Source organism: Bradyrhizobium sp. LA2.1, assembly GCF_040547725.1.
Taxonomy (GTDB): domain Bacteria; phylum Pseudomonadota; class Alphaproteobacteria; order Rhizobiales; family Xanthobacteraceae; genus Bradyrhizobium; species Bradyrhizobium barranii.
Genome location: NZ_JBEPQI010000001.1, coordinates 643404 through 661848, shown reverse-complemented (window position 1 = coordinate 661848; position 18445 = coordinate 643404). Strand labels below are relative to the sequence as shown.

The 18445-nt window shown below is 63.5% G+C and carries 19 protein-coding genes; 12 read left to right on the top strand and 7 right to left on the bottom strand.

The annotated features are described in order from the left end of the window. Positions 1-222 precede the first annotated feature (222 nt). A complete protein-coding gene (locus ABIB95_RS02815) occupies positions 223-1554 on the top strand; it encodes an Hsp70 family protein (protein WP_354237828.1) in 1332 nt (443 codons plus the stop codon). A gap of 169 nt (positions 1555-1723) precedes the next feature. Here ABIB95_RS02815 and ABIB95_RS02810 read toward each other — a convergent pair whose 3' ends face one another. After that, positions 1724-2167: an SRPBCC family protein gene (locus ABIB95_RS02810; protein ID WP_071915552.1), complete on the bottom strand. Its 444-nt coding sequence runs from the start codon at positions 2165-2167 to the stop codon at positions 1724-1726. A gap of 182 nt (positions 2168-2349) precedes the next feature. Next, positions 2350-2787, bottom strand: a complete 438-nt coding sequence (locus ABIB95_RS02805; RefSeq protein ID WP_071915551.1) for a DUF2147 domain-containing protein — start codon at positions 2785-2787, stop codon at positions 2350-2352. Positions 2788-2925: 138 nt separating this feature from the next. On the opposite strand from ABIB95_RS02805, the gene ABIB95_RS02800 reads away from it, so the two are divergent. Both ABIB95_RS02800 and ABIB95_RS02795 read left to right on the top strand, forming a co-directional pair. Beyond that, a complete protein-coding gene (locus tag ABIB95_RS02800) occupies positions 2926-3492 on the top strand; it encodes a DUF2975 domain-containing protein (protein WP_354237827.1) in 567 nt (188 codons plus the stop codon). An 11-nt stretch (positions 3493-3503) separates the two neighbouring features. Further along, a complete protein-coding gene (locus ABIB95_RS02795) occupies positions 3504-3746 on the top strand; it encodes a helix-turn-helix domain-containing protein (protein WP_063986544.1) in 243 nt (80 codons plus the stop codon). 152 nt (positions 3747-3898) lie between these two features. Here the strand turns inward: ABIB95_RS02795 and ABIB95_RS02790 are convergent, their stop codons facing one another. Next, a complete protein-coding gene (locus tag ABIB95_RS02790; RefSeq protein WP_354237826.1) occupies positions 3899-4588 on the bottom strand; it encodes a hypothetical protein in 690 nt (229 codons plus the stop codon). Between the two features lie 554 nt (positions 4589-5142). On the opposite strand from ABIB95_RS02790, the gene ABIB95_RS02785 reads away from it, so the two are divergent. The 3 genes from ABIB95_RS02785 to ABIB95_RS02775 all read left to right on the top strand — a co-directional run bounded on the left by ABIB95_RS02785 (position 5143) and on the right by ABIB95_RS02775 (position 5971). Then, positions 5143-5352, top strand: coding sequence for a cold-shock protein (locus tag ABIB95_RS02785; protein ID WP_028151479.1), 210 nt, complete (start codon positions 5143-5145; stop codon positions 5350-5352). A gap of 97 nt (positions 5353-5449) precedes the next feature. Continuing rightward, a complete protein-coding gene (locus ABIB95_RS02780) occupies positions 5450-5692 on the top strand; it encodes a hypothetical protein (RefSeq protein ID WP_063984523.1) in 243 nt (80 codons plus the stop codon). Positions 5693-5746: 54 nt separating this feature from the next. Beyond that, positions 5747-5971 (top strand): hypothetical protein, encoded by a 225-nt coding sequence (locus tag ABIB95_RS02775; protein WP_028151477.1) that lies wholly within the window; start codon positions 5747-5749, stop codon positions 5969-5971. 206 nt (positions 5972-6177) lie between these two features. Here ABIB95_RS02775 and ABIB95_RS02770 read toward each other — a convergent pair whose 3' ends face one another. Next, positions 6178-6360, bottom strand: coding sequence for a hypothetical protein (locus tag ABIB95_RS02770; RefSeq protein WP_063984522.1), 183 nt, complete (start codon positions 6358-6360; stop codon positions 6178-6180). Between the two features lie 305 nt (positions 6361-6665). Between ABIB95_RS02770 and bioB the strand changes: the two genes are divergently transcribed. After that, complete coding sequence (gene bioB / locus ABIB95_RS02765; protein WP_085400626.1) at positions 6666-7652, top strand: biotin synthase BioB; 987 nt, start codon at positions 6666-6668, stop codon at positions 7650-7652. 314 nt (positions 7653-7966) lie between these two features. Here bioB and frc read toward each other — a convergent pair whose 3' ends face one another. The 3 genes from frc to ABIB95_RS02750 form a co-directional block, all read right to left on the bottom strand. Beyond that, positions 7967-9244, bottom strand: coding sequence for a formyl-CoA transferase (gene frc, locus ABIB95_RS02760; RefSeq protein WP_063984521.1), 1278 nt, complete (start codon positions 9242-9244; stop codon positions 7967-7969). Positions 9245-9310: 66 nt separating this feature from the next. Next, entirely contained in the window at positions 9311-11044 is a 1734-nt protein-coding gene (oxc, locus tag ABIB95_RS02755; protein WP_354237825.1) for an oxalyl-CoA decarboxylase, read from the bottom strand. A gap of 74 nt (positions 11045-11118) precedes the next feature. Beyond that, a complete protein-coding gene (locus ABIB95_RS02750) occupies positions 11119-11814 on the bottom strand; it encodes a GntR family transcriptional regulator (protein ID WP_166105920.1) in 696 nt (231 codons plus the stop codon). Positions 11815-12161: 347 nt separating this feature from the next. Here ABIB95_RS02750 and ABIB95_RS02745 point away from each other — a divergent pair, with 347 nt between their 5' ends. The 5 genes from ABIB95_RS02745 to ABIB95_RS02725 all read left to right on the top strand — a co-directional run bounded on the left by ABIB95_RS02745 (position 12162) and on the right by ABIB95_RS02725 (position 18410). Continuing rightward, entirely contained in the window at positions 12162-14291 is a 2130-nt protein-coding gene (locus ABIB95_RS02745) for an acetate--CoA ligase family protein (RefSeq protein ID WP_071915547.1), read from the top strand. A 216-nt stretch (positions 14292-14507) separates the two neighbouring features. After that, complete coding sequence (locus tag ABIB95_RS02740) at positions 14508-15350, top strand: IclR family transcriptional regulator (protein WP_354237824.1); 843 nt, start codon at positions 14508-14510, stop codon at positions 15348-15350. Between the two features lie 113 nt (positions 15351-15463). Next, the gene (locus tag ABIB95_RS02735; protein ID WP_208085818.1) at positions 15464-16432 is read left to right on the top strand and encodes a Bug family tripartite tricarboxylate transporter substrate binding protein; all 969 of its coding nucleotides are present in this window, start codon (positions 15464-15466) and stop codon (positions 16430-16432) included. Beyond that, a complete protein-coding gene (locus ABIB95_RS02730; protein ID WP_071915546.1) occupies positions 16429-16911 on the top strand; it encodes a tripartite tricarboxylate transporter TctB family protein in 483 nt (160 codons plus the stop codon). The genes ABIB95_RS02735 and ABIB95_RS02730 overlap by 4 nt, the downstream gene beginning before the upstream one ends. Further along, positions 16911-18410 carry a tripartite tricarboxylate transporter permease gene (locus ABIB95_RS02725; RefSeq protein WP_028150271.1) on the top strand — a complete coding sequence of 500 codons (1500 nt, stop codon included), beginning with the start codon at positions 16911-16913 and terminating at the stop codon, positions 18408-18410. Before ABIB95_RS02730 ends, ABIB95_RS02725 begins: the two co-directional genes overlap by 1 nt. Positions 18411-18445: the final 35 nt, after the last annotated feature.

The following is an 18445-nucleotide window of genomic DNA, read 5'->3' as shown; positions in this document are numbered from 1 at the left end:
TAATGATCCGTTAAAGGGACCGAACCGAGCTCAAAATTGCCAGCCGGGCTGCTGGAATTGCGAGATCGGCCCCAAAAGGCCCCCATTACGGAGGCAAAAGAGCGCGGACAGAGCGGCGCGGGTTCCAAATCCAACCGCACCGCAACATTCAAGGTCTTGGCAGGCCCAGCCAAAGCCGTTAGTGGTCTGCCCCCTTTTCCAATCAACTGGTCAGAGTGGTTCATGTCGAGCGCCTCGCCCGCCGTCTCGATCGGCATCGATTTTGGGACCAGCAACACGGTCGTCGCGATCGCGGCGGACGATCGCCGGGTCGAGGCCATCCGCTTCGATCACGGCGGCCAGCGCCACAGCGTCTACGTCTCGGCGCTGTGCTTCTGGGAGGATCGGCCGGGCGCCGGCGCCCAGGCCGAAGGCGGTCCATGGGCCATCGAGACGTTCCTCGAAGGCCGCCACGTCTACCGCTTCCTGCAGTCGTTCAAGACGTTTGCGGCGAGCTCCAGCTTCAACACCACGCAAGTGTTTCGGCAGCGCTTCAAGTTCGAGGACGTTCTGGCGGCGTTCCTGCGCACGCTGGCGCGCCATGGCGGCGAAAAGTTCGGCTTCGAGACGTCCAACATCACGGTCGGCCGCCCGGTGCGGTTCGCCGGCGGCAATCCCGACGAAGCGCTGGCGATGCAGCGCTATCGGGCCGCGTTCGAACGCCTCGGCGCCGGCCACGCGCGCTATGTCTACGAGCCCGTGGGCGCGGCGTTCTCCTTCGCCCGACGGCTGGAGCGTGATGCCACCGTGCTGGTTGCGGATTTCGGCGGCGGCACCAGCGATTTCTCGGTGATGCGCTTTTCGCGCGCGGGAGGAGCCTTGCGCGCCGAGCCGCTTGGACACGCCGGCATCGGCATTGCCGGCGACACCTTCGATTACCGCATCGTCGACCACGTCGTCTCGCCGCGGCTGGGAAAAGGCTCTAGCTTCCGCTCGTTCGACAAGGTGCTGCCGGTCCCCACCGGCCACTACACCAACCTCGCGCGCTGGCATCAGCTCGCGATGATGAAGAGCAATGGCGATCTGCGCGAGCTTCGGGAGCTTGCGCGCAGCGCGCTGAAGCCGAAGCTCCTTGAAGATTTCATCACCATCGTCGATCTCGACCTCGGCTTTTCGCTCTACCGCGCGGTATCCGACGCCAAGGTCGCGCTGTCGGCGCGGGACGAGGTGGACTTCCGCTTCAAGGGGGGCGGCGTCGACATCGGTGCGACCATCACACGGAAGAATTTTGAATCCTGGATTGCCGACGACATCGCCCGGCTGGGTGCCACCGTCGACAAGGTGCTAAGCGAAGCGGGCATCACCGCGCGCGAGGTGGAGAAGGTGTTCTTGACCGGCGGGACTTCCTTCGTTCCGGCCGTCAGAAAGCTGTTCGCCGAGCGGTTCGGTAACGAACGGCTGATGTCGGGCGACCAGTTCGAGTCGATCGCCTACGGCCTTGCGCTGATCGGACACAGCCCCGACCCCGATCGATGGGCCGCAAGCGGTGGGATTACGCCGAAGGCGGGCGCGTAGCCCAGCAACAGCCGCCATTGCTTGGCTGCTCGCAATGACGACGGAGAGCTGTCATCAGTGCCGTAGGGTGGGCAATGGCGCGGAGCGCCGTGCCCACCATCTTTCCGAGGTTGAGAGAGCATCGGTGGGCACGCTGCGCTTTGCCCACCCTACGATACTGATTTCGCCGCTACTGATTGATCTCCGGCTCCACGAGCCTTGCGAGGCTTCGCAGCGATTCCTGCCAGCCGAGATAGCAGGCCTCCGGCGGGATGACGTCAGGGATGCCGGCCTGGGTGATGTCGACCTCGGTGCCGACCGAGACCTTCTTCAGCGTCACGGTCACCTGGATTTCGCCGGGTAGATTGGGGTCGTCGAACTTGTCGGTGTAGCGGAGACGTTCGCCGGGGACGAGCTCGAGATATTCGCCGCCGAAGGCGTGGCTGTTGCCCGTCGTGAAATTCCGGAACGACATCTTGAACGTGCCCCCGACCTTGGGCTCGAGGTGATGGACGGTGCAGGTAAAGCCGTTCGGCGGAAGCCATTTCGCCAGCGCATCCGCCTCGAGGAAGGCGCGATAGACTTTCTCCGGACTGGTCGAGAGAACGCGGTGCAGACGTACAGTGCTGGGCATGTTCTTTCATCCTCTTGCATCGATGGGCCCGACCTTGGCGTCTACGGCCCATTCATGTCTCAAGGACGACCGGGATGCCGCCGATCCGACATGGCGTTGCAGATAAACGGGGGCCGCCGAAACCGGCGGCCTTTGATGTTGCCTTTGAAGTTGTTGGAAGTTGTTTTGGATCGGGTTGCCGCTCACCGCGTCCAGTCTTCACCCGCGCACAACGTTCCCATGCAGCCCCGGACGTTGAGACTGCCGGATGGCAGCAAGGTGACGGTGCTCGCATAGGTCTTTCCGTCGTCGGCGTTGTAGATCCTGCCCGACCATTGATTGGCGCCGGCCGCCTGCATGTCGATGAACAGGGAGATGCCGACGATCTTCCGGGCGCGCAATGCAGGATCGGCGTTATGGTCGTCGAGCTGCGCCTTGCCCGTCTTCTTATCGATCGGCTCCTTCAGCCAGACGACCCGACCGCATAGCGCATTGCCGCAACGGCTCACCTTGATCCTCGCGTCGCCCGACTGTGTCAGCCAGACGCCGGCGGGACCGCTGGCCGTTGCGGCTTCGGCGTTTCCAAGCGGGGAGATGGACAACAGCGCTGCGAGCAGGTGCCGGACGAGGGTGGAACGCATGGGGGCTCCATATTGGATCAATTGTCATGAAATATTTCATGATAAACGATCAATATGTCGCGCTTAAGGTTGAGTCAATCGCGCGGAACATGCATATTGGGGGTGGGTGGTTGCCTGGAAATTGCGGAGTGCTTGTAGATGGGTGTGGTGGAGATATCGGTACGTGAGGCCCGGCAGAGCTGGTTCCGGCGTCTCGATCTTGCGTTCTGGGCGATCAGGGCGGCACTGCCGGTGGTGGTGTGGCTCGCCTATCTCCGGAGCACGACCGCCTCCGCCTCGATCGCGGCGAGCCTCGGGCCCGACCAGGTGAAATGCGCAGGCCTTGTCGCCAATCCGCTCGAGATGTCGCGCCCGGGACAGCTGTTGTTCTGGACGCTATTTGCGCTTCAGCTCTCGTTCTTCGCCGTGTTGATCGGCATCCTGCACCGTATGGTGCACCGATTCGCACGCGGCCGGATCTTCGCGTCCGAGACGCTTCAGGGCGTGTGGTGGATGGGGATCATTCTGGTGATCTGGCCGTTCATCGACCTGATCACCAGCAACGCGGTGGCTTATGCCTTGCACGAGATCGGCGACGTCAAGTTCTTCCTGCCGTCCTACAACGTCGACATCGGCACGATCGCGGGCGGGATGTTCCTGATGGCGCTGAAATTCGTCATCGAGCACGCCATCCTGCTGCAGTCCGAAAACGAGCTGACGATCTGAGGTGAATGCTTGTGCCGATCGTCGTGAACCTCGATGTCATGCTTGCGAAGCGGAAGCGCCGCCTCGGGGACCTCGCCGACGCAATCGGCATTTCCATCCAGAACCTGTCGGTCCTGAAAACGGGCAAGGCGAGGGCGATGCGCTTCTCGACCCTGGCCGCGATCTGCCGCGAGCTCGATTGTCAGCCCGGAGACATCCTCGAATATGTCGCAGGCGAGGAGGGCCGCGATGAGGATGCAGGCGAGGGGAGCTGAGCTCACACCTGGCGAGCCTTGTCCGCCTTCGTGCTGCACGCGAGAACCTGAAACACATCCCCCATGTGCAACGGTTGGCCGTTTGCGCGCTCAATTGAATCGAGCTCGCCTGGTGCGAGATCTACCTCGCGGCCGGCCGGACGACCGATCCGTCAGATCGTTGCCACATCCTGCGGCGTCATCGTGAAGGCGAGCCGGTAGCGGCCGATCGTCGGATTGTCCTGCGCGCCCAGAGCGCCAAGCGCCGCCGGCGAAAGTCGGTCGGCGGTCACCTGCTCGATCGCGTCGGCATCGTAACCCGACAGCAGCATGATCCAGTCGGCGGCGCCGTCCTTGCCGCGGATCTGCTGCTCGGTGGTGGGCGAGCTGGTCCGGGGCGTGTCGGTCAGGAGGAGGTGCGCGCCCGTCAGTCCCCGCATCTGCGCCAATGTGCCGAGCGTCTCCGAGAGATGTGCTTGCAACTCCGCCTCGCGCCCGGCCTCCGGCGAAAGCCGGATGGTGGCGAGCGAGGTCGCGACGCCGCCGCCAAAGCTGGCGGCGACGCGGCACTGGCTGCGGACCATGCCGAGATGGTGCGGCATCATCTTGGTCGACCACGGCGTCGGCGCGTTGAGCCGGTCGAGATATCCCATCGACGTGAGCACCTCGTACCGCTCCAGCTCGTACAGCACGAAGAAGCCGTCGGTGTCCGTCGTGCTGGTCCAGCGCGATCCGCGCCGGAAGCCGGGAATGCTCATCCGCTCGGGAAAATGCTCGTGGGAATGCCAGTCGCCGAACTCCGCGCGCTGCTCGGGGCGGACGCTCCACCACATCGCGACGGCGGCCTTGCCAAGCAGTGACATGCTGACCTCCCTGTTTTCCAGCACTTTGCCTTGACGCCAACGCCGGGAGCAAGTCGTTCACGCTTCCAATCCGACCCCGCACTGTCAGGCGCGATCTAGTATCCCTGCGCGGCGGTGCCGGCACGTGTGGAGCTTGGCAGTCTTTCGGTGCACACAGTCGATTGGCTGGAGGGAGAGTGGTGCGGGTCTTCCGCGAGCAACTTGCCGGTGGCGTACGGTGAGCGCTCGATAGCGCGGCATCGCATCGACGCTCTCGGGCCAGCACAGTTAGCCGACACCAAATCGCGGCTGCGAACGCGCAATTCACCTTGCCTCAGGCGCCTTTCGGGCCTGAATCCGCAAAGTCCGAATTGTTCCGCCGAAGCCCATGAGGCATTAAATCCCGCCAAGCCTTGCAACTGGCGCCGATGAGGTATACGTTGGTGCTGTTCGTTCAGCCGCTGTGCCTTGTTGAATGCGCCCGCGGGCTCCTTTTCCAGAGACATCGACGAATTGAATCTGGTTCTGCGTGAGTGTCACGCGGAATGTGCGCGTATGCGCTTTGGAGAAGAATAATGACGACAGGTACCGTGAAGTGGTTCAACGGCCAAAAGGGCTTTGGATTCATTCAGCCCGACGACGGCGGCAACGATGTGTTCGTTCACATCAGCGCAGTCGAGCGGGCTGGTCTCTCAGGTCTCGCCGAGGGCCAGAAGGTCAACTTCGAGGCCAAGACCGACAAGATGCGAGGCAAGGTCAGCGCAGAGAATCTCTCGCTGGCCTAAGATCCTGCGCCGTTTCACGGATGTACTGAAACGGCCACGCTGCCCGCTCGATCCCAGGGATTGAGCGGGTTTTGTCCGTTGCGGGAGTGGGTGAAGCATGAGCGGCAAGAAGTCGGCTGAACCGTCACCCCAAAGCATTGCGCGTACCAACCGTCAGCGTTTGGCTGCCGAGGAGGGAACGCGGGCAATGGCGGACGTCGAGAGACAGGCCGTCGATGTTCGCAAGAACATGGCGCGGCTTCGCGAACTGCGCGAAGCCAAGGAAGCGGCCGACGCAACTCTTCAAGCATCGCTGCCGGCACCAACCCTGACGAAGCGCAAGAGAAAGCTGACGCGATAGTCGAATTCAACTGCGTCGACGAAAATCTGGAGAGGGCCGGTCACATGCCAAAGAGTGCGGATCGTGCCTAGGATCAAGTCGGACAGCGGCGGCACAATCACCTTCTTTCTCGCGCTTGGCGCAGGCCGGCAGATGTGCCGCCTTGCGACCACGTTCCAGACGCAGAAGCAGGCCTTCAGCTATCTTCAGAAATACCGGACGGAATTCGAGCGCATCGCGCGGAGCCGACTGGCCTCCGGGGAGCTCGAAGACGGGATCGTCGTGCTTTCGATGCTCTAAAGCATGATCCGGACCCGAAGGGCCGCGTTAGCGCAAAGTGCGAAGCGGTTTTCCGAAAAGATCATGCTCAAACAATAACCTAAAGCGCGATGACGATTCATTCCGATCTCATCGCGCTTCGGGTCAGGCGTCGATTTCGACGCGACGCGCTCAGCGCCAGCCTTCATCGCGCGGATGCAACATCGTGACCCGGCAGGGAACGCGTCCTATTCAGAGCGGTCCTTCGGCTCGGCCTCGCGGGCCAGTCGCTCCGCTTTCAGCCGCTCGCGATTCTCGTTGAAGGAGTGCTGGTCCTTCGCATAGTCATTGATCGGCTTCTGCGTTTTGACAGGCTTGAACGCCTTGTTGGCTTCACGCTTGGCCCGATCCGAGGATTGATCTCTCAACATTTCGACCTCGTTTTGATCAACAAGCTGTGACAGGACAGGTGCTGGCCGACGCCTCCCACCCGCAAACGCTGTGCGTGGGCTTGCTACCTTTCGGGGCGAGAAGAAGGCCAATTCTGCAGCGTTGCGCAGATGCTTTTGCGATGTGTTTCAGTCCCTCGCCTTGGCGGCTGCGTTGCTCGTACGTCGGGATAGCACGCCGGCTTAGACAACAATGGCACGCCGCCGCTTTTGTTCCAAGGACCCTGCGGACTGGCGCCAGGTTTGCGATAGTGCGATTGTCCCGCCGCAATGTCAGGAGATGTGTAATGCTCGGTGTGAACGACGGGGAGACAATCCCCGCGAAGGAAAGGCCGCAAAGGTCTCAAAGATGGACCGGTGAAGATGCATGGGCGGCTTACCAGCTTCCCTTCAACGATCTGCTCTTCCGTTCACAATCCGTACATCGGGAGCATTTTGACCCAAATCGCGTGCAGTTGAGCCGGCTGCTGAACATCAAGACAGGTGGTTGTCCGGAAGACTGCGGTTACTGCAGCCAGTCGTCGCATCATGCGACCGCTCTTGCAGCCTCCAAGTTGATGGAGGTCGGGAAGATCGTTGCCGAGGCGCGCAAGGCAAAAGACAGCGGCGCGACGCGTTATTGCATGGGGGCGGCCTGGCGCAATCCGAAGCCGCGCGACATGGATGCCATTGTCGAGGTCGTCGGGGCCGTGAAGGAGCTCGGGCTCGAGACCTGCATGACGCTCGGCATGCTCGACCGGGATCAGGCCGACCGGCTGAGTGCTGCCGGGCTTGATTACTACAATCACAATATCGATACCTCGGAGCGCTTCTATCCGAGCGTTACCTCCACCCGCACGTTCGCCGATCGTCTCGATACGCTGGAGCATGTCCGCGAGGCCGGCATGAAAGTGTGCTGCGGCGGAATTCTCGGCATGGGTGAGAGCGAACAGGACCGCGTCGACATGCTGGTCACGCTCGCCAACCTCCCGGAAGCGCCGGAGAGCGTGCCGATCAACATGCTGATCCCGATTCCGGGAACGCCGATGGCGAAGGCGACGCCGATAGGTCCGATCGAGTTCGTGCGCATTGTCGCGCTGGCGCGTATCATGATGCCGGCCTCTTTCGTGCGACTCTCGGCGGGGCGGTCGGCGATGACCGACGAGATGCAGGCGCTGTGCTTCTTTGCCGGTGCAAACTCGATCTTCGTCGGCGACACGCTGCTGACGGCGGGCAATCCGCAGGACGAAGCCGATCGAAAGTTGTTCCGCCGGCTCGGACTGGAGGCGCTCTGACCTTTTTGCAAGCCGCTGAGCCTCTTTCCCGATCATGCCCTGGCCGTTAGGTCGTTTGTCCGACGAACAACCCCTCGGCCGCTCTTCGCCGGGCAGGATATTGGCTTTGTCGGATCATGGCATAATGCCTCTGTTTTGCCCGACGTGTCAAAAGGCATTTCGTGAAATACGAAATCGTTTATGACCAACAGGTTAGCTACTGTGCATGGGGTTGTTTTTCCATTTTTTAGTCACAGCCGCGACCGCACGGTCTTCTGAAGCAATAAGGGCCGCCCCTTCGGGCGGCCCTTTCGTCTCGTTCAACGTGGTGCGGCTTACTCAGCGGCCTGCTTCTGCGGCGGCTCGAGCGCGCCGGACTTGTGGATGTCGGCGACCTGGTGATCGCTGAAGCCGAGTACGCTGCGCAGGATCTCGTCGGTGTGCTCGCCGAGCAGCGGGGAGCGCTCCACCTCGCTCGGGGAGTCCGACAGCTTGATCGGGTTGCCGACCGAGATGTACTTGCCGCGGGTCGGGTGATCGACCTCGACCACGGTGCCGGTGGCGCGCAGCGACTGGTCCTCGGCGATCTCCTTCATCGACAGGATCGGGCCGCAGGGGATGTCGTCCTTGTTGAGGATCTCCATCGCCTCGAATTTCGTCTTCGTCATCGTCCACTGTTCGATGCGGGCGAAGATCTCGTTGAGGCGCGGCAGGCGGACGGCCGGCTTGGCGTAGTTCGGATCGGTCTTCCAGGTGGGCTCGCCGATCACGTCGCAGATCTTCTCCCAGACCGGGGCCTGGGTGATGAAGTAGATGTAGGCGTTGGGATCGGTCTCCCAGCCCTTGCACTTCAGGATGCGGCCGGGCTGACCACCGCCGGAATCGTTGCCGGCGCGCGGCACGGCGTCGCCGAACGGAATGCCTTCGCCGAACTGGCTGTATTCCTTGAGCGGACCATGCGCGAGGCGCTGCTGGTCGCGCAGCTTGACGCGGGCGAGGTTGAGCACGCCGTCCTGCATCGCGGCGGTGACCTTCTGGCCCTTGCCCGAATGCGTGCGCTGATAGAGGGCGGTGACGATGCCGAGCGCCAGGTGCAGGCCGGTGCCGCTGTCGCCGATCTGCGCGCCGGTGACGAGCGGCAGGCCGTCGCGGAAGCCGGTGGTCGAGGCGGCGCCGCCGGTGCACTGCGCGACGTTCTCATAGACCTTGCAGTCTTCGTAGGGGCCAGGGCCAAAGCCCTTGATCGAGGCGACGATCATCTTCGGGTTGATCGCCTGGATCTTCTCCCAGGGGAAGCCCATGCGGTCGAGCACGCCGGGGCCGAAGTTTTCGACCAGCACGTCGCACTTCTTGATCAGCTCGGTGAGGACTTCCTTGCCCTTGGGGTTCTTGGTGTCGAGCGTGATCGAGCGCTTGTTGTGGTTGAGCATGGTGAAATACAGGCTGTCCACGTTCGGGATGTCCTGCAGCTGGCCGCGGGTAATGTCGCCCACGCCCGGACGTTCCACCTTGATCACGTCGGCGCCGAACCATGCCAGCAGCTGCGTGCAGGTTGGCCCGGACTGGACGTGGGTAAAGTCGAGAATGCGAACGCCCTTGAGCGCTTTGGTCATCGTGTTGCTCCGTATACTCTGTCTGCCCCCGCAAACCGCAGGGAATTAAGGGTTGAAGGGGAGGACTTACTTTTTCTTCTGCAGAACGCTCTGCGGATTGAGGTTGCCGATGCGGCCGCTCTCCGAGCCCGCGGCCGGATCGATCACCGCGTTGATGAGCGTCGGCTTGCCCGAGGCCATCGCCTCGTTGACGGCGCGCTTGAGCTCGTCGGGCGAGGTGGCATTCACGCCGACGCCGCCGAAGGCTTCCATCATCTTGTCGTAGCGCGCGCCCTTCACGAACACGGTCGTCGCCGGATCCGCGTTGACGCTGTTGACGTCGGTGCCGCGATAGATGCCGTCATTGTTGAAGATGACGATGCAGATCGGAAGGTTGTAGCGGCAGATGGTCTCGACCTCCATGCCGGAGAAGCCGAAGGCCGAGTCGCCTTCCACCGCGAGCACGGGATGGCCGGTCTCGAGCGCAGCCGCGATCGCCTGGCCCATGCCGATGCCCATCACGCCCCAGGTGCCGACGTCGAGGCGCTTGCGCGGCCTGTACATGTCGATGACGCCGCGGGCGAGGTCGAGCGTGTTGGCGCCCTCGTTGACGAGGATCGCCTCGGGATGGTCCTTGATCACGTTCTTCAGCACGCCGAGCGCGCCGTGATAGTCCATCGGCGACTTGTTGTTCATGAGCTTCGGCGCCATCTTGGCGACGTTCTCGTCACGCTTGGACACGATGGCCTTGGTCCATTCGGCCGGCGGCGCGGTCCAACCCGTGCTGATCGCCTGATTGAAGGCTGAGACGACCGAGCCGATGTCGCCGACCACGGGCGCGACGATCTCGACGTTGGAGTCCATCTCGCGCGGCTCGATGTCGACCTGGATGAACTTCTTCGGGGTCTCGCCCCAGCTCTTGCCCTTGCCGTGCGAGAGCAGCCAGTTCAGCCGGGCGCCGATCAGCAGCACGACGTCGGATTCTTTCAGCACCGTGGAGCGCGCGGCTCCAGCGCATTGCGGATGCGTGTCGGGGAGGAGGCCCTTGGCCATGCTCATCGGCAGGAACGGCACGCCGCTCTTCTCGACGAACGACTTGATCTCTTCATCGGCCTGCGCGTAGGCCGCGCCCTTGCCGAGGATGATGAGCGGACGTTTTGCGCTCTTGAGCACGTCGAGCGCGCGCTTGATCGAAGCGGGCGAGGGGATCTGCGCGGGCGCGGCATCGATCACCTTGACCAACGACTTCTGGCCGGCATCAGCGTTCATCACCTGGCCGAACAGCTTTGCCGGCAGGTCGAGATAGACGCCGCCCGGACGGCCCGAGACCGCAGCGCGGATGGCGCGGGCGAGACCGATGCCGATGTCCTGGGCGTGCAGCACGCGATAGGCCGCCTTGCACAGCGGCTTGGCGATCGCGAGCTGGTCCATCTCTTCGTAGTCGCCCTGCTGGAGGTCGACGATCTCGCGCTCGGAGGAGCCCGAGATCAGGATCATCGGGTAGCAGTTGGTGGTGGCGTGCGCGAGCGCGGTGAGACCGTTGAGGAAGCCGGGCGCGGACACCGTGAGGCAGATGCCCGGCTTCTTGGTGAGGTAACCGGCAATGCCTGCGGCGTAACCGGCGTTCTGCTCGTGGCGGAAGGAGATCATACGAATGCCTTCGGCCTGCGCCATGCGGCCCAAATCCGTGATCGGGATGCCCGGCACATTATAGATGGTGTTGATGCCGTTCAGCTTGAGCGCGTCGATGACGAGATGAAAGCCATCCGTCAATTCCTGCTCGGTGCCCGGTGCTTCGGACTTGGTCGCGGTATTCAGCATGGGCCTTGTCTCCCTGGTCTCATATGCCGTTTTAGGCTTTGTGGGCGAATGGCTCGCCCTTCTGGTGAACGTTGCTAGGTGAACAGTTCTTGACCGTGCGCTTCGACGTAAGCGGCAAGGCCAAGGGTGTGGTCGCGGGCGCGCTTCTCGGCGAGTTCGGTGTCGCGCGCTTCCAGTGCTTCGATCATGCTGAGATGCTCGGGCAGCGAAGTGGCGGTGCGATCCTTGCGTCCGATGGTGAGCTGGCGGTAGCCGCGCACGTGCAGCAGCAGGTCGTTGGTGAGGTCGACCAGCACCGGCGATTCCGACAGCGAGATCAGCGCCTGGTGGAAGGCGATGTTGGCGCGCGAATATTCCTCGACGTGATCCTCGGGCAGGCGGTCCTTGCCGAAATCCTTGAAGTAGTCGCGCAGCGCCGTGATGTCTTTCTTGCGTGCGGTGGTGGTGATCAGGCGGGCCGCCATGCTCTCCAGCGCCGCCCAGGCGCGGATCATGTCGACGATCTCGCTCTTGGTTCTGCGCACCACCATGATGCCGCGGCGCGGAACCGTCTTCACGAAGCCATCCTGCTCGAGCATCGCGATGGCTTCGCGGATCGGGGTGCGGCTGACACCCAGGCGTTCGGACAGCGCGCGCTCGTCGAGCATCACCGGCTCGGGCGTCGAGTAGATGTCCATCTTGAGGATGGCTTCCTTCAAGGCGTCATACGCCTTGTTCTTGAAGCTGCTCTCCGGGGCAATACGAACGATTGCGATATCTGCCTCGGTCATGTTCGGCAACGCCTTGGTTGGTTTCCGCAGTGACACGACGAATCTCCTCCAGTGGGAGTCGTCTTTTACAGGATTATTAACGGGAAAGTTTTTGGCATACCACATGCCAGAATGTCAAGCTGGCTATTTTTTGCGGCGTTCTAAGTCATGCAGCAGCTTGACAAGTTGGCTTCTGGCATACCAAATGCCATCGTCAGCCATTTTTGATCCAAAGCGGCGGAGTAATGTGGGCTTTATGCCACTCCGTTCCGCGACATGGAACAGAGCGCGGCGAATGGCAAGCATCACGGGCAGCCGCTACACGCGCGCGCTTTGAAAGAACGAACTGAGGTCAAGGGAGAAGCCATATGTCCAATTCCAAAGATGCCGTCCGCAAAGTGCTCGACCAGGTCAAGGCGGACAACCGCACCAGCCTGACCGCGCCGGAAGGCAAGCTGGTCTGCGACGCCTACGGCATTCCGGTGCCGAAGGAGGGCGTGGCGAGGTCGGCGGGTGAGGCCGGCAAAATGGCCTCCTCGATGGGCTTCCCGGTGGTGATGAAGATCGTCTCGCCGGACATTCTCCACAAGACCGAAGCTGGCGGCGTCATCGTCGGCCTCAAGACGGCCGAGGATGCCGAGAAGGCCTACGAGACCATTCTCTCCAACGCCAAGAAGTACAAGTCCGATGCCAAGATCGAGGGCGTCCAGGTGCAGCAGATGCTGGCCGGCGGAACCGAAGTCATCGTCGGCTCGATCACCGACGGCTCGTTCGGCAAGCTGGTCGCCTTCGGCCTCGGCGGCGTGCTGGTCGAAGTCTTGAAGGACATCACCTTCCGCCTCGCGCCCGCGACCAAGGAAGACGCGCTCTCGATGCTCGACGGCATCCAGGCGCATGAGATTTTGAAGGGCGTTCGCGGCGGCGAGCCGGTGAACCGTACGGCGCTCGCCGACGTCATCGTCAAGGTTTCGCAGCTCGTCACCGATTTCCCTGAAATCGTCGAGCTCGATCTCAACCCGGTGTTCGCGACGGCCAAGGACGCGATCGCCGCCGACGTGCGTATCGTCGTCGACTTCGCCTATGTGCCCAAGCCGAAGCCGCGCCCGACCGAAGAGATCGTCGCGGCCATGAGCCGCATCATGCAGCCGAAGGCGGTCGCCGTGGTCGGCGCCTCCGCCGAGGACGGCAAGATCGGCAACTCCGTGATGAAGAACCTCATCAACGGCGGCTACAAGGGCGACATCTATCCGATCCACCCCAAGGCCGCCGAGATCCTCGGCTACAAGGCTTACAAGAGCGTCAAGGACGTTCCGGGTGTGATCGACACGGCCGTGTTCGCGATCCCCGCGAAGTTCGTGGCGGCGGCGCTCACCGAATGCGGCGAGAAGAAAATCCCGGGTGCGGTGCTGATTCCGTCGGGCTTCGCTGAAGCCGGCGCGCCGGAGCTTCAGGCCGAGATCGTCGAGGTCGGCAAGAAGTACGACATCCGCCTGATGGGGCCGAACATCTACGGCTTCTACTACACGCCGGCCAATCTCTGCGCGACCTTCTGTACGGCCTATGACGTCAAGGGTCACGCCGCGCTGTCGTCGCAGTCGGGCGGCATCGGCATGGCCATCATCGGCTTCTCGCGCTCGGCGAAGATGGGCGTCTCGGCGATCGTCGGCCTCGGCAACAAGTCCGATATCGACGAGGACGATCTGCTCGCCTTTTTCGAGCAGGATCCGAACACGAACCTGATCGCGCAGCACTGCGAAGACCTCAAGGACGGCCGCGCCTTCGCGGAAGCCGCCAAGCGCGTCTCCAAGAAGAAGCCGGTCATCGTGCTCAAGGCCGGCCGCACCTCGGCCGGCGCAAAGGCGGCCTCGTCGCATACCGGCGCGCTCGCCGGTAACGACAAGATCTACGAGGACGTCCTGGCGCAGTCCGGCGTGATCCGGGCCCGCTCGCTGCGGCAGCTGCTCGAATTCGCCCGCGGCGTGCCGGTGCTGCCGACGCCGAAGGGCGAGAACGTGCTGATCATCACCGGTGCGGGCGGCTCGGGCGTGCTGCTGTCGGACTCCTGCGTCGACAACGGCCTGTCGCTGATGTCGATGCCGCCGGATCTGGATGCGGCCTTCCGCAAGTTCATCCCGCCGTTCGGTGCGGCCGGAAATCCTGTGGATATCACCGGCGGCGAGCCGCCGATCACCTACGTCAACACGGTGAAGCTTGGCCTGTCGGATGAGCGGATCCATTCGCTGATCCTCGGCTACTGGCACACCATCGTCACGCCGCCGATGGTGTTCGCCCGCAACATGGTCGAGGTGAAGAAGGAGATGGAGGCCAAGGGCTTCGTGAAGCCGATCGTCGCCTCGCTCGCCGGCGACGTCGAGGTCGAGGAAGCCGCCGAATATCTCTATCAGAACGGTATCCCGGCCTACGCCTATTCCACCGAGCTGCCGGTCGAGGTGCTCGGCGCCAAGTACAAGTGGGCGCGCGGGGCAGGGCTGCTCTGAGACGACGAAGACGCTTCGGTATGATCCGGAGCGGGTGGTTATTCACCTCTCCCCGCGCGCGGGGAGAGGTCGAATTGCGAAGCAATTCGGGTGAGGGGGACTCTCCACGAGTCTAACTGTCACCGTCCTTGCGGAGACTCCCCCTCACCCTGGCCCTCTCCCCGCAAGCGGGGAGAGGGAAATAAGAATAGGGCGAGGGAGAACGGTCAGGTCGCGATGAGCAAGAACGTGATCCGGCGCAAATCGCTCGAGCCTCGATCGCCATCGGAGGCCGACCACGACGCGCGCGATGGCGGCGTGCAGTCCGTCGACCGCGCGCTGTCGATCCTCGAAACACTGGCCGAAGACGACGAAGGCTATCGCCTCAGCGACCTCGCCGTGCGCACCGGCCTGTCGGCCTCGACCGTGCACCGCCTGCTGGCGACGCTGGAGAGCCGCCGCTTCGTGCAGTTCGACCGCGCCCAGTCCAAATGGCATGTCGGCGTGCGCAGCTTCACGGTCGGCGCGAGCTTTGCCCGGCGGCGTAATTTCTCCACGCAGGCGATTCCTTACTTGCGCAAGCTGCGCGATCTCACCCGCGAGACGGCCAACCTCGCCGTCGTCGACGACGAGTTCATCATCGTGCTGACCCGCATGGAGAGCCGCGAGATCATGCGCTCGCTGACCCAGGTCGGCGGCCGCGTCGCCATGGTGACGTCAGGCGTCGGCAAGGCAGTGCTCGCGACTTATTCGGACGAGGACGTCGGCGCGGTCATCCGCCATCACGGTATGCCCCGGCTGACCGAGAAGTCGATCGTGCGGCCGGGCGACCTGTTCAAGGAGCTCGAGAAGATCCGCAAGCAGGGTTTTGCGCTCGACGATGAAGAAGCCTGTATGGGCCTGCGCTGTATTGCCGCAGTGGTCTATAACGACTGCGCTGAGCCGCTCGCGGCGATTTCCGTCTCGGGCATGACCAGCCGGCTGACCGACGACAGATTGCCGGAAATCGGCCAAATCGTGCGCGAAGTCGCCGGCGAGCTGACCGTCGCGCTCGGTGGAGTGAAGCCGAAGTCTGGCTAACAAGGAACCGGGCCTGTCGCTGGACAGCATCGGCCGTTTTGGCTGATATGCGACCAAACGACACAATGCGGCAACCGATCAACGACGTCCGCACGAGCCCGGAGAATACCCTCATGTTTCAATTTCCCGCGCGCCTTGTCGGCGCAGCCGTCGCGTTGACCCTTGCGGCAGCTACGCCGGCCTTCGCCCAGCCGCTGGAGCTCAAGCTGATGGCGCCGGCGGCCCCGGGCGGGGGCTGGGACCAGACCGCGCGCTCGATGCAGCAGGCGCTGGTTGCCGCGGGCGTCGCGCGCAGCGTGCAGGTCACCAACGTTCCCGGCGCCGGCGGCAGCATCGGCATCGCGCAGTTCGTCAACGGCGCCAAGGGCGATGGCAACCAGCTGATGGTCAACGGCTTCGTCATGGTGGGCGCGCTCGCCATGAACAAATCGCCTGTCACGCTCGAGCAGGTGACGCCGATCGCGCGCCTCACCGAGGAAATCCAGGTGATCGTGGTGCCGGCGAATTCGCCGATCAAGACCGCGCAGGATCTCGCCGCAGCGGTGAAGGCCGACATCGCCAAGGTGACCTTCGCCGGCGGTTCGGCCGGCGGCGTCGACCATGTCATGGCCGCATTATTCGCGGGCGCAGTCGGCGCCGATGCGAAGAAGATCAACTACATCCCGTTCTCCGGCGGTGGCGAATCGCTGGCGGCAATCCTCGGCGGCAAGGTCACCGCGGGCATTTCGGGGCTGAGCGAATATGAAGGGCAGATCAAGTCCGGCAAGCTGCGCGCGATCGGCGTGACCTCGGAGAAGCGCATCGCCGGCAGCGACATCCCGACCTTTAGGGAGCAAGGCATCGACCTCGTGATCGCCAACTGGCGTTCGGTGGTCGCGCCTCCCGGCATCACGCCGGAGCAGCGCAAGACGCTGAGCGATGCGGTCGAGAAGATGGTGAAGTCGGACGCCTGGAAGGAGATCCTCAAGCAGAAGGGCTGGGAGGATGCCTATCTCGGCGGCGACGCCTTCGCCGACTTCCTGAAGAAGGAAACCGTGCGCGTCACCGACGTGCTGAAATCGGTCGGCCTGGTCAAATCATGACCTCAGGCGATCCCGCCCAGCCGCGGCGCGTCGATCGCGCCGGCATCGTCATAGCTGTATTGCTCGCAGGTCTCGCCGCGGTGCTGGTCTGGGACGCGCGCGGGCTGCAATCCACTGCGATGTATGGGATGGGACCGGAGGCGATGCCGGTCGTGATCGCCACCGGCCTTGCGCTGCTCGCGATCGGTAATTTCATCGACGCGCTGCGCGGCAATCTGCCGGTGCGCGAGAGCGCCGATCCCGTGCCTGTGATTCTGATCCTGGTTGGCCTTGCGCTCCTCATTGCCATCATCGGCTTCGGCGGCGGCTTCATCCTGGCGACGTCGGCGCTGTTCGTGACGACGTCGGCAGCTTTCGGGCGCCGTGCCATCCTCGTCGACAGCATCATCGCCCTCGTGATGTCGACCCTCATTTATCTCGCGTTCGACCGGCTGTTGACGCTGAGCCTTCCGACCGGCCCGCTGGAGCGACTGCTGTGATGGACACCTTTGCCGCGCTGGCCCACGGCATGGCGGTCGCCGTCCAGCCGATGAACCTGCTCTATGCGCTGATCGGCGTGTTCCTCGGTACGGCCGTCGGCGTGCTACCCGGCATCGGCCCGGCCCTGACGGTCGCGCTGCTGCTGCCGGTGACCTACAAGCTCGACCCCGGCGGCTCGCTGATCATGTTTGCCGGCATCTATTATGGCGGCATGTATGGCGGATCGACCACCGCGATCCTGATCAACACGCCCGGCGAGAGTGCCTCGATGGCAACCGCGCTCGAAGGCAACAAGATGGCCAAGGCCGGCCGCGGCGGACCGGCGCTTGCGACGTCCGCGATCGGCTCCTTCGTCGCCGGCACCATCGCCACCATCGGACTTGCGTTTCTCGCGCCGTGGCTGGTCGATTTCGCCGTGCGCTTCGGCCCCGAGGACTATTTCGCGCTGATGTGCGTCGCCTTCGTCACTGTGTCGGCGACCTTCGGCGATTCTCCGATCCGCGGCCTGACCAGTCTGTTCATCGGCTTGACGCTCGGTCTGGTCGGCATCGACAAGCTGACGGGGCAGGCGCGGCTTGCCTTCGGCGTCCCTGAATTGCTCGACGGCGTCGAAGTGACGACGCTTGCGGTCGGTCTGTTCGCGGTCGGCGAGGCGCTCTATGTCGCATCGCGGCGCCACCACACCGAGGAAAAGCTCGAGCCGGTGCGCGGCTCGCTGTGGATGACCAAGGAAGACTGGAAGCGCTCGTGGAAGCCGTGGCTGCGCGGCACGATGTTCGGCTTCCCGATCGGCGCGCTGCCCGCGGGCGGCGCGGAGATTCCGACCTTTCTGTCCTATTCCACCGAGAAGCGGCTCACAAAACATCCGGAAGAATTCGGCAAGGGCGCGATCGAAGGCGTTGCGGGCCCGGAGGCCGCCAACAACGCCTCCGCCGCCGGCACGCTGGTGCCGCTGCTGACGCTGGGATTGCCGACCTCGGCGACGGCCGCGATGATGCTGGCGGGCTTCCAGCAGTACGGCCTCAACCCGGGGCCGCTGCTGTTTGCCGAGCGGCCTGACCTCGTGTGGGGCCTGATCGCCAGTCTCTTCATCGCCAATTGCATGTTGCTGGTGCTCAATCTGCCGCTGGTCGGCCTGTGGGTGCGGTTGCTCGCGATCCCGCAGCCCTGGCTCTATGCCGGCATTCTCGTGTTCGCGACCATGGGCACCATCGCCGCAAAGCCGTCGGTGGTCGAATTGTCGATGCTGGCCGGCTTCGGCGTGCTCGGTTTCCTGATGCGCCGGTTCGACTTTCCGATCGCGCCGGTCGTCGTCGGCCTGATCCTCGGACCGATCGCCGAGAGCCAGCTGCGCCGCGCGCTCGCGATCAGCCTCGGCGATCCCATGACGCTGCTCCAGAGCCCGATCTCGGCGACGCTGCTCGGCATTGCGCTGGTTGCGCTGCTGGCCCCGTTCGTGCTGAAGGGGATGGGGCGCTTCAAGGCGAACGAGGACTAGCCGTCCCGGCGCGCGCGTCCTCTAATGCTGCGTCC

Coding starts and splice junctions, on each gene's coding strand:
- ABIB95_RS02740 (WP_354237824.1), top strand. CDS start 14,508: ATGAGCAAGAACGTGATCCGGCGCAAATCGCTCGAGCCTCGATCGCCA.
- ABIB95_RS02730 (WP_071915546.1), top strand. CDS start 16,429: ATGACCTCAGGCGATCCCGCCCAGCCGCGGCGCGTCGATCGCGCCGGC.
- ABIB95_RS02750 (WP_166105920.1), bottom strand. CDS start 11,814: ATGACCGAGGCAGATATCGCAATCGTTCGTATTGCCCCGGAGAGCAGC.
- ABIB95_RS02725 (WP_028150271.1), top strand. CDS start 16,911: ATGGACACCTTTGCCGCGCTGGCCCACGGCATGGCGGTCGCCGTCCAG.
- ABIB95_RS02780 (WP_063984523.1), top strand. CDS start 5,450: ATGAGCGGCAAGAAGTCGGCTGAACCGTCACCCCAAAGCATTGCGCGT.
- ABIB95_RS02800 (WP_354237827.1), top strand. CDS start 2,926: ATGGGTGTGGTGGAGATATCGGTACGTGAGGCCCGGCAGAGCTGGTTC.
- ABIB95_RS02735 (WP_208085818.1), top strand. CDS start 15,464: ATGTTTCAATTTCCCGCGCGCCTTGTCGGCGCAGCCGTCGCGTTGACC.
- ABIB95_RS02790 (WP_354237826.1), bottom strand. CDS start 4,588: ATGTCACTGCTTGGCAAGGCCGCCGTCGCGATGTGGTGGAGCGTCCGC.
- frc (WP_063984521.1), bottom strand. CDS start 9,244: ATGACCAAAGCGCTCAAGGGCGTTCGCATTCTCGACTTTACCCACGTC.
- ABIB95_RS02745 (WP_071915547.1), top strand. CDS start 12,162: ATGTCCAATTCCAAAGATGCCGTCCGCAAAGTGCTCGACCAGGTCAAG.
- oxc (WP_354237825.1), bottom strand. CDS start 11,044: ATGCTGAATACCGCGACCAAGTCCGAAGCACCGGGCACCGAGCAGGAA.
- ABIB95_RS02785 (WP_028151479.1), top strand. CDS start 5,143: ATGACGACAGGTACCGTGAAGTGGTTCAACGGCCAAAAGGGCTTTGGA.
- ABIB95_RS02770 (WP_063984522.1), bottom strand. CDS start 6,360: ATGTTGAGAGATCAATCCTCGGATCGGGCCAAGCGTGAAGCCAACAAG.
- ABIB95_RS02810 (WP_071915552.1), bottom strand. CDS start 2,167: ATGCCCAGCACTGTACGTCTGCACCGCGTTCTCTCGACCAGTCCGGAG.
- bioB (WP_085400626.1), top strand. CDS start 6,666: ATGCTCGGTGTGAACGACGGGGAGACAATCCCCGCGAAGGAAAGGCCG.
- ABIB95_RS02815 (WP_354237828.1), top strand. CDS start 223: ATGTCGAGCGCCTCGCCCGCCGTCTCGATCGGCATCGATTTTGGGACC.
- ABIB95_RS02805 (WP_071915551.1), bottom strand. CDS start 2,787: ATGCGTTCCACCCTCGTCCGGCACCTGCTCGCAGCGCTGTTGTCCATC.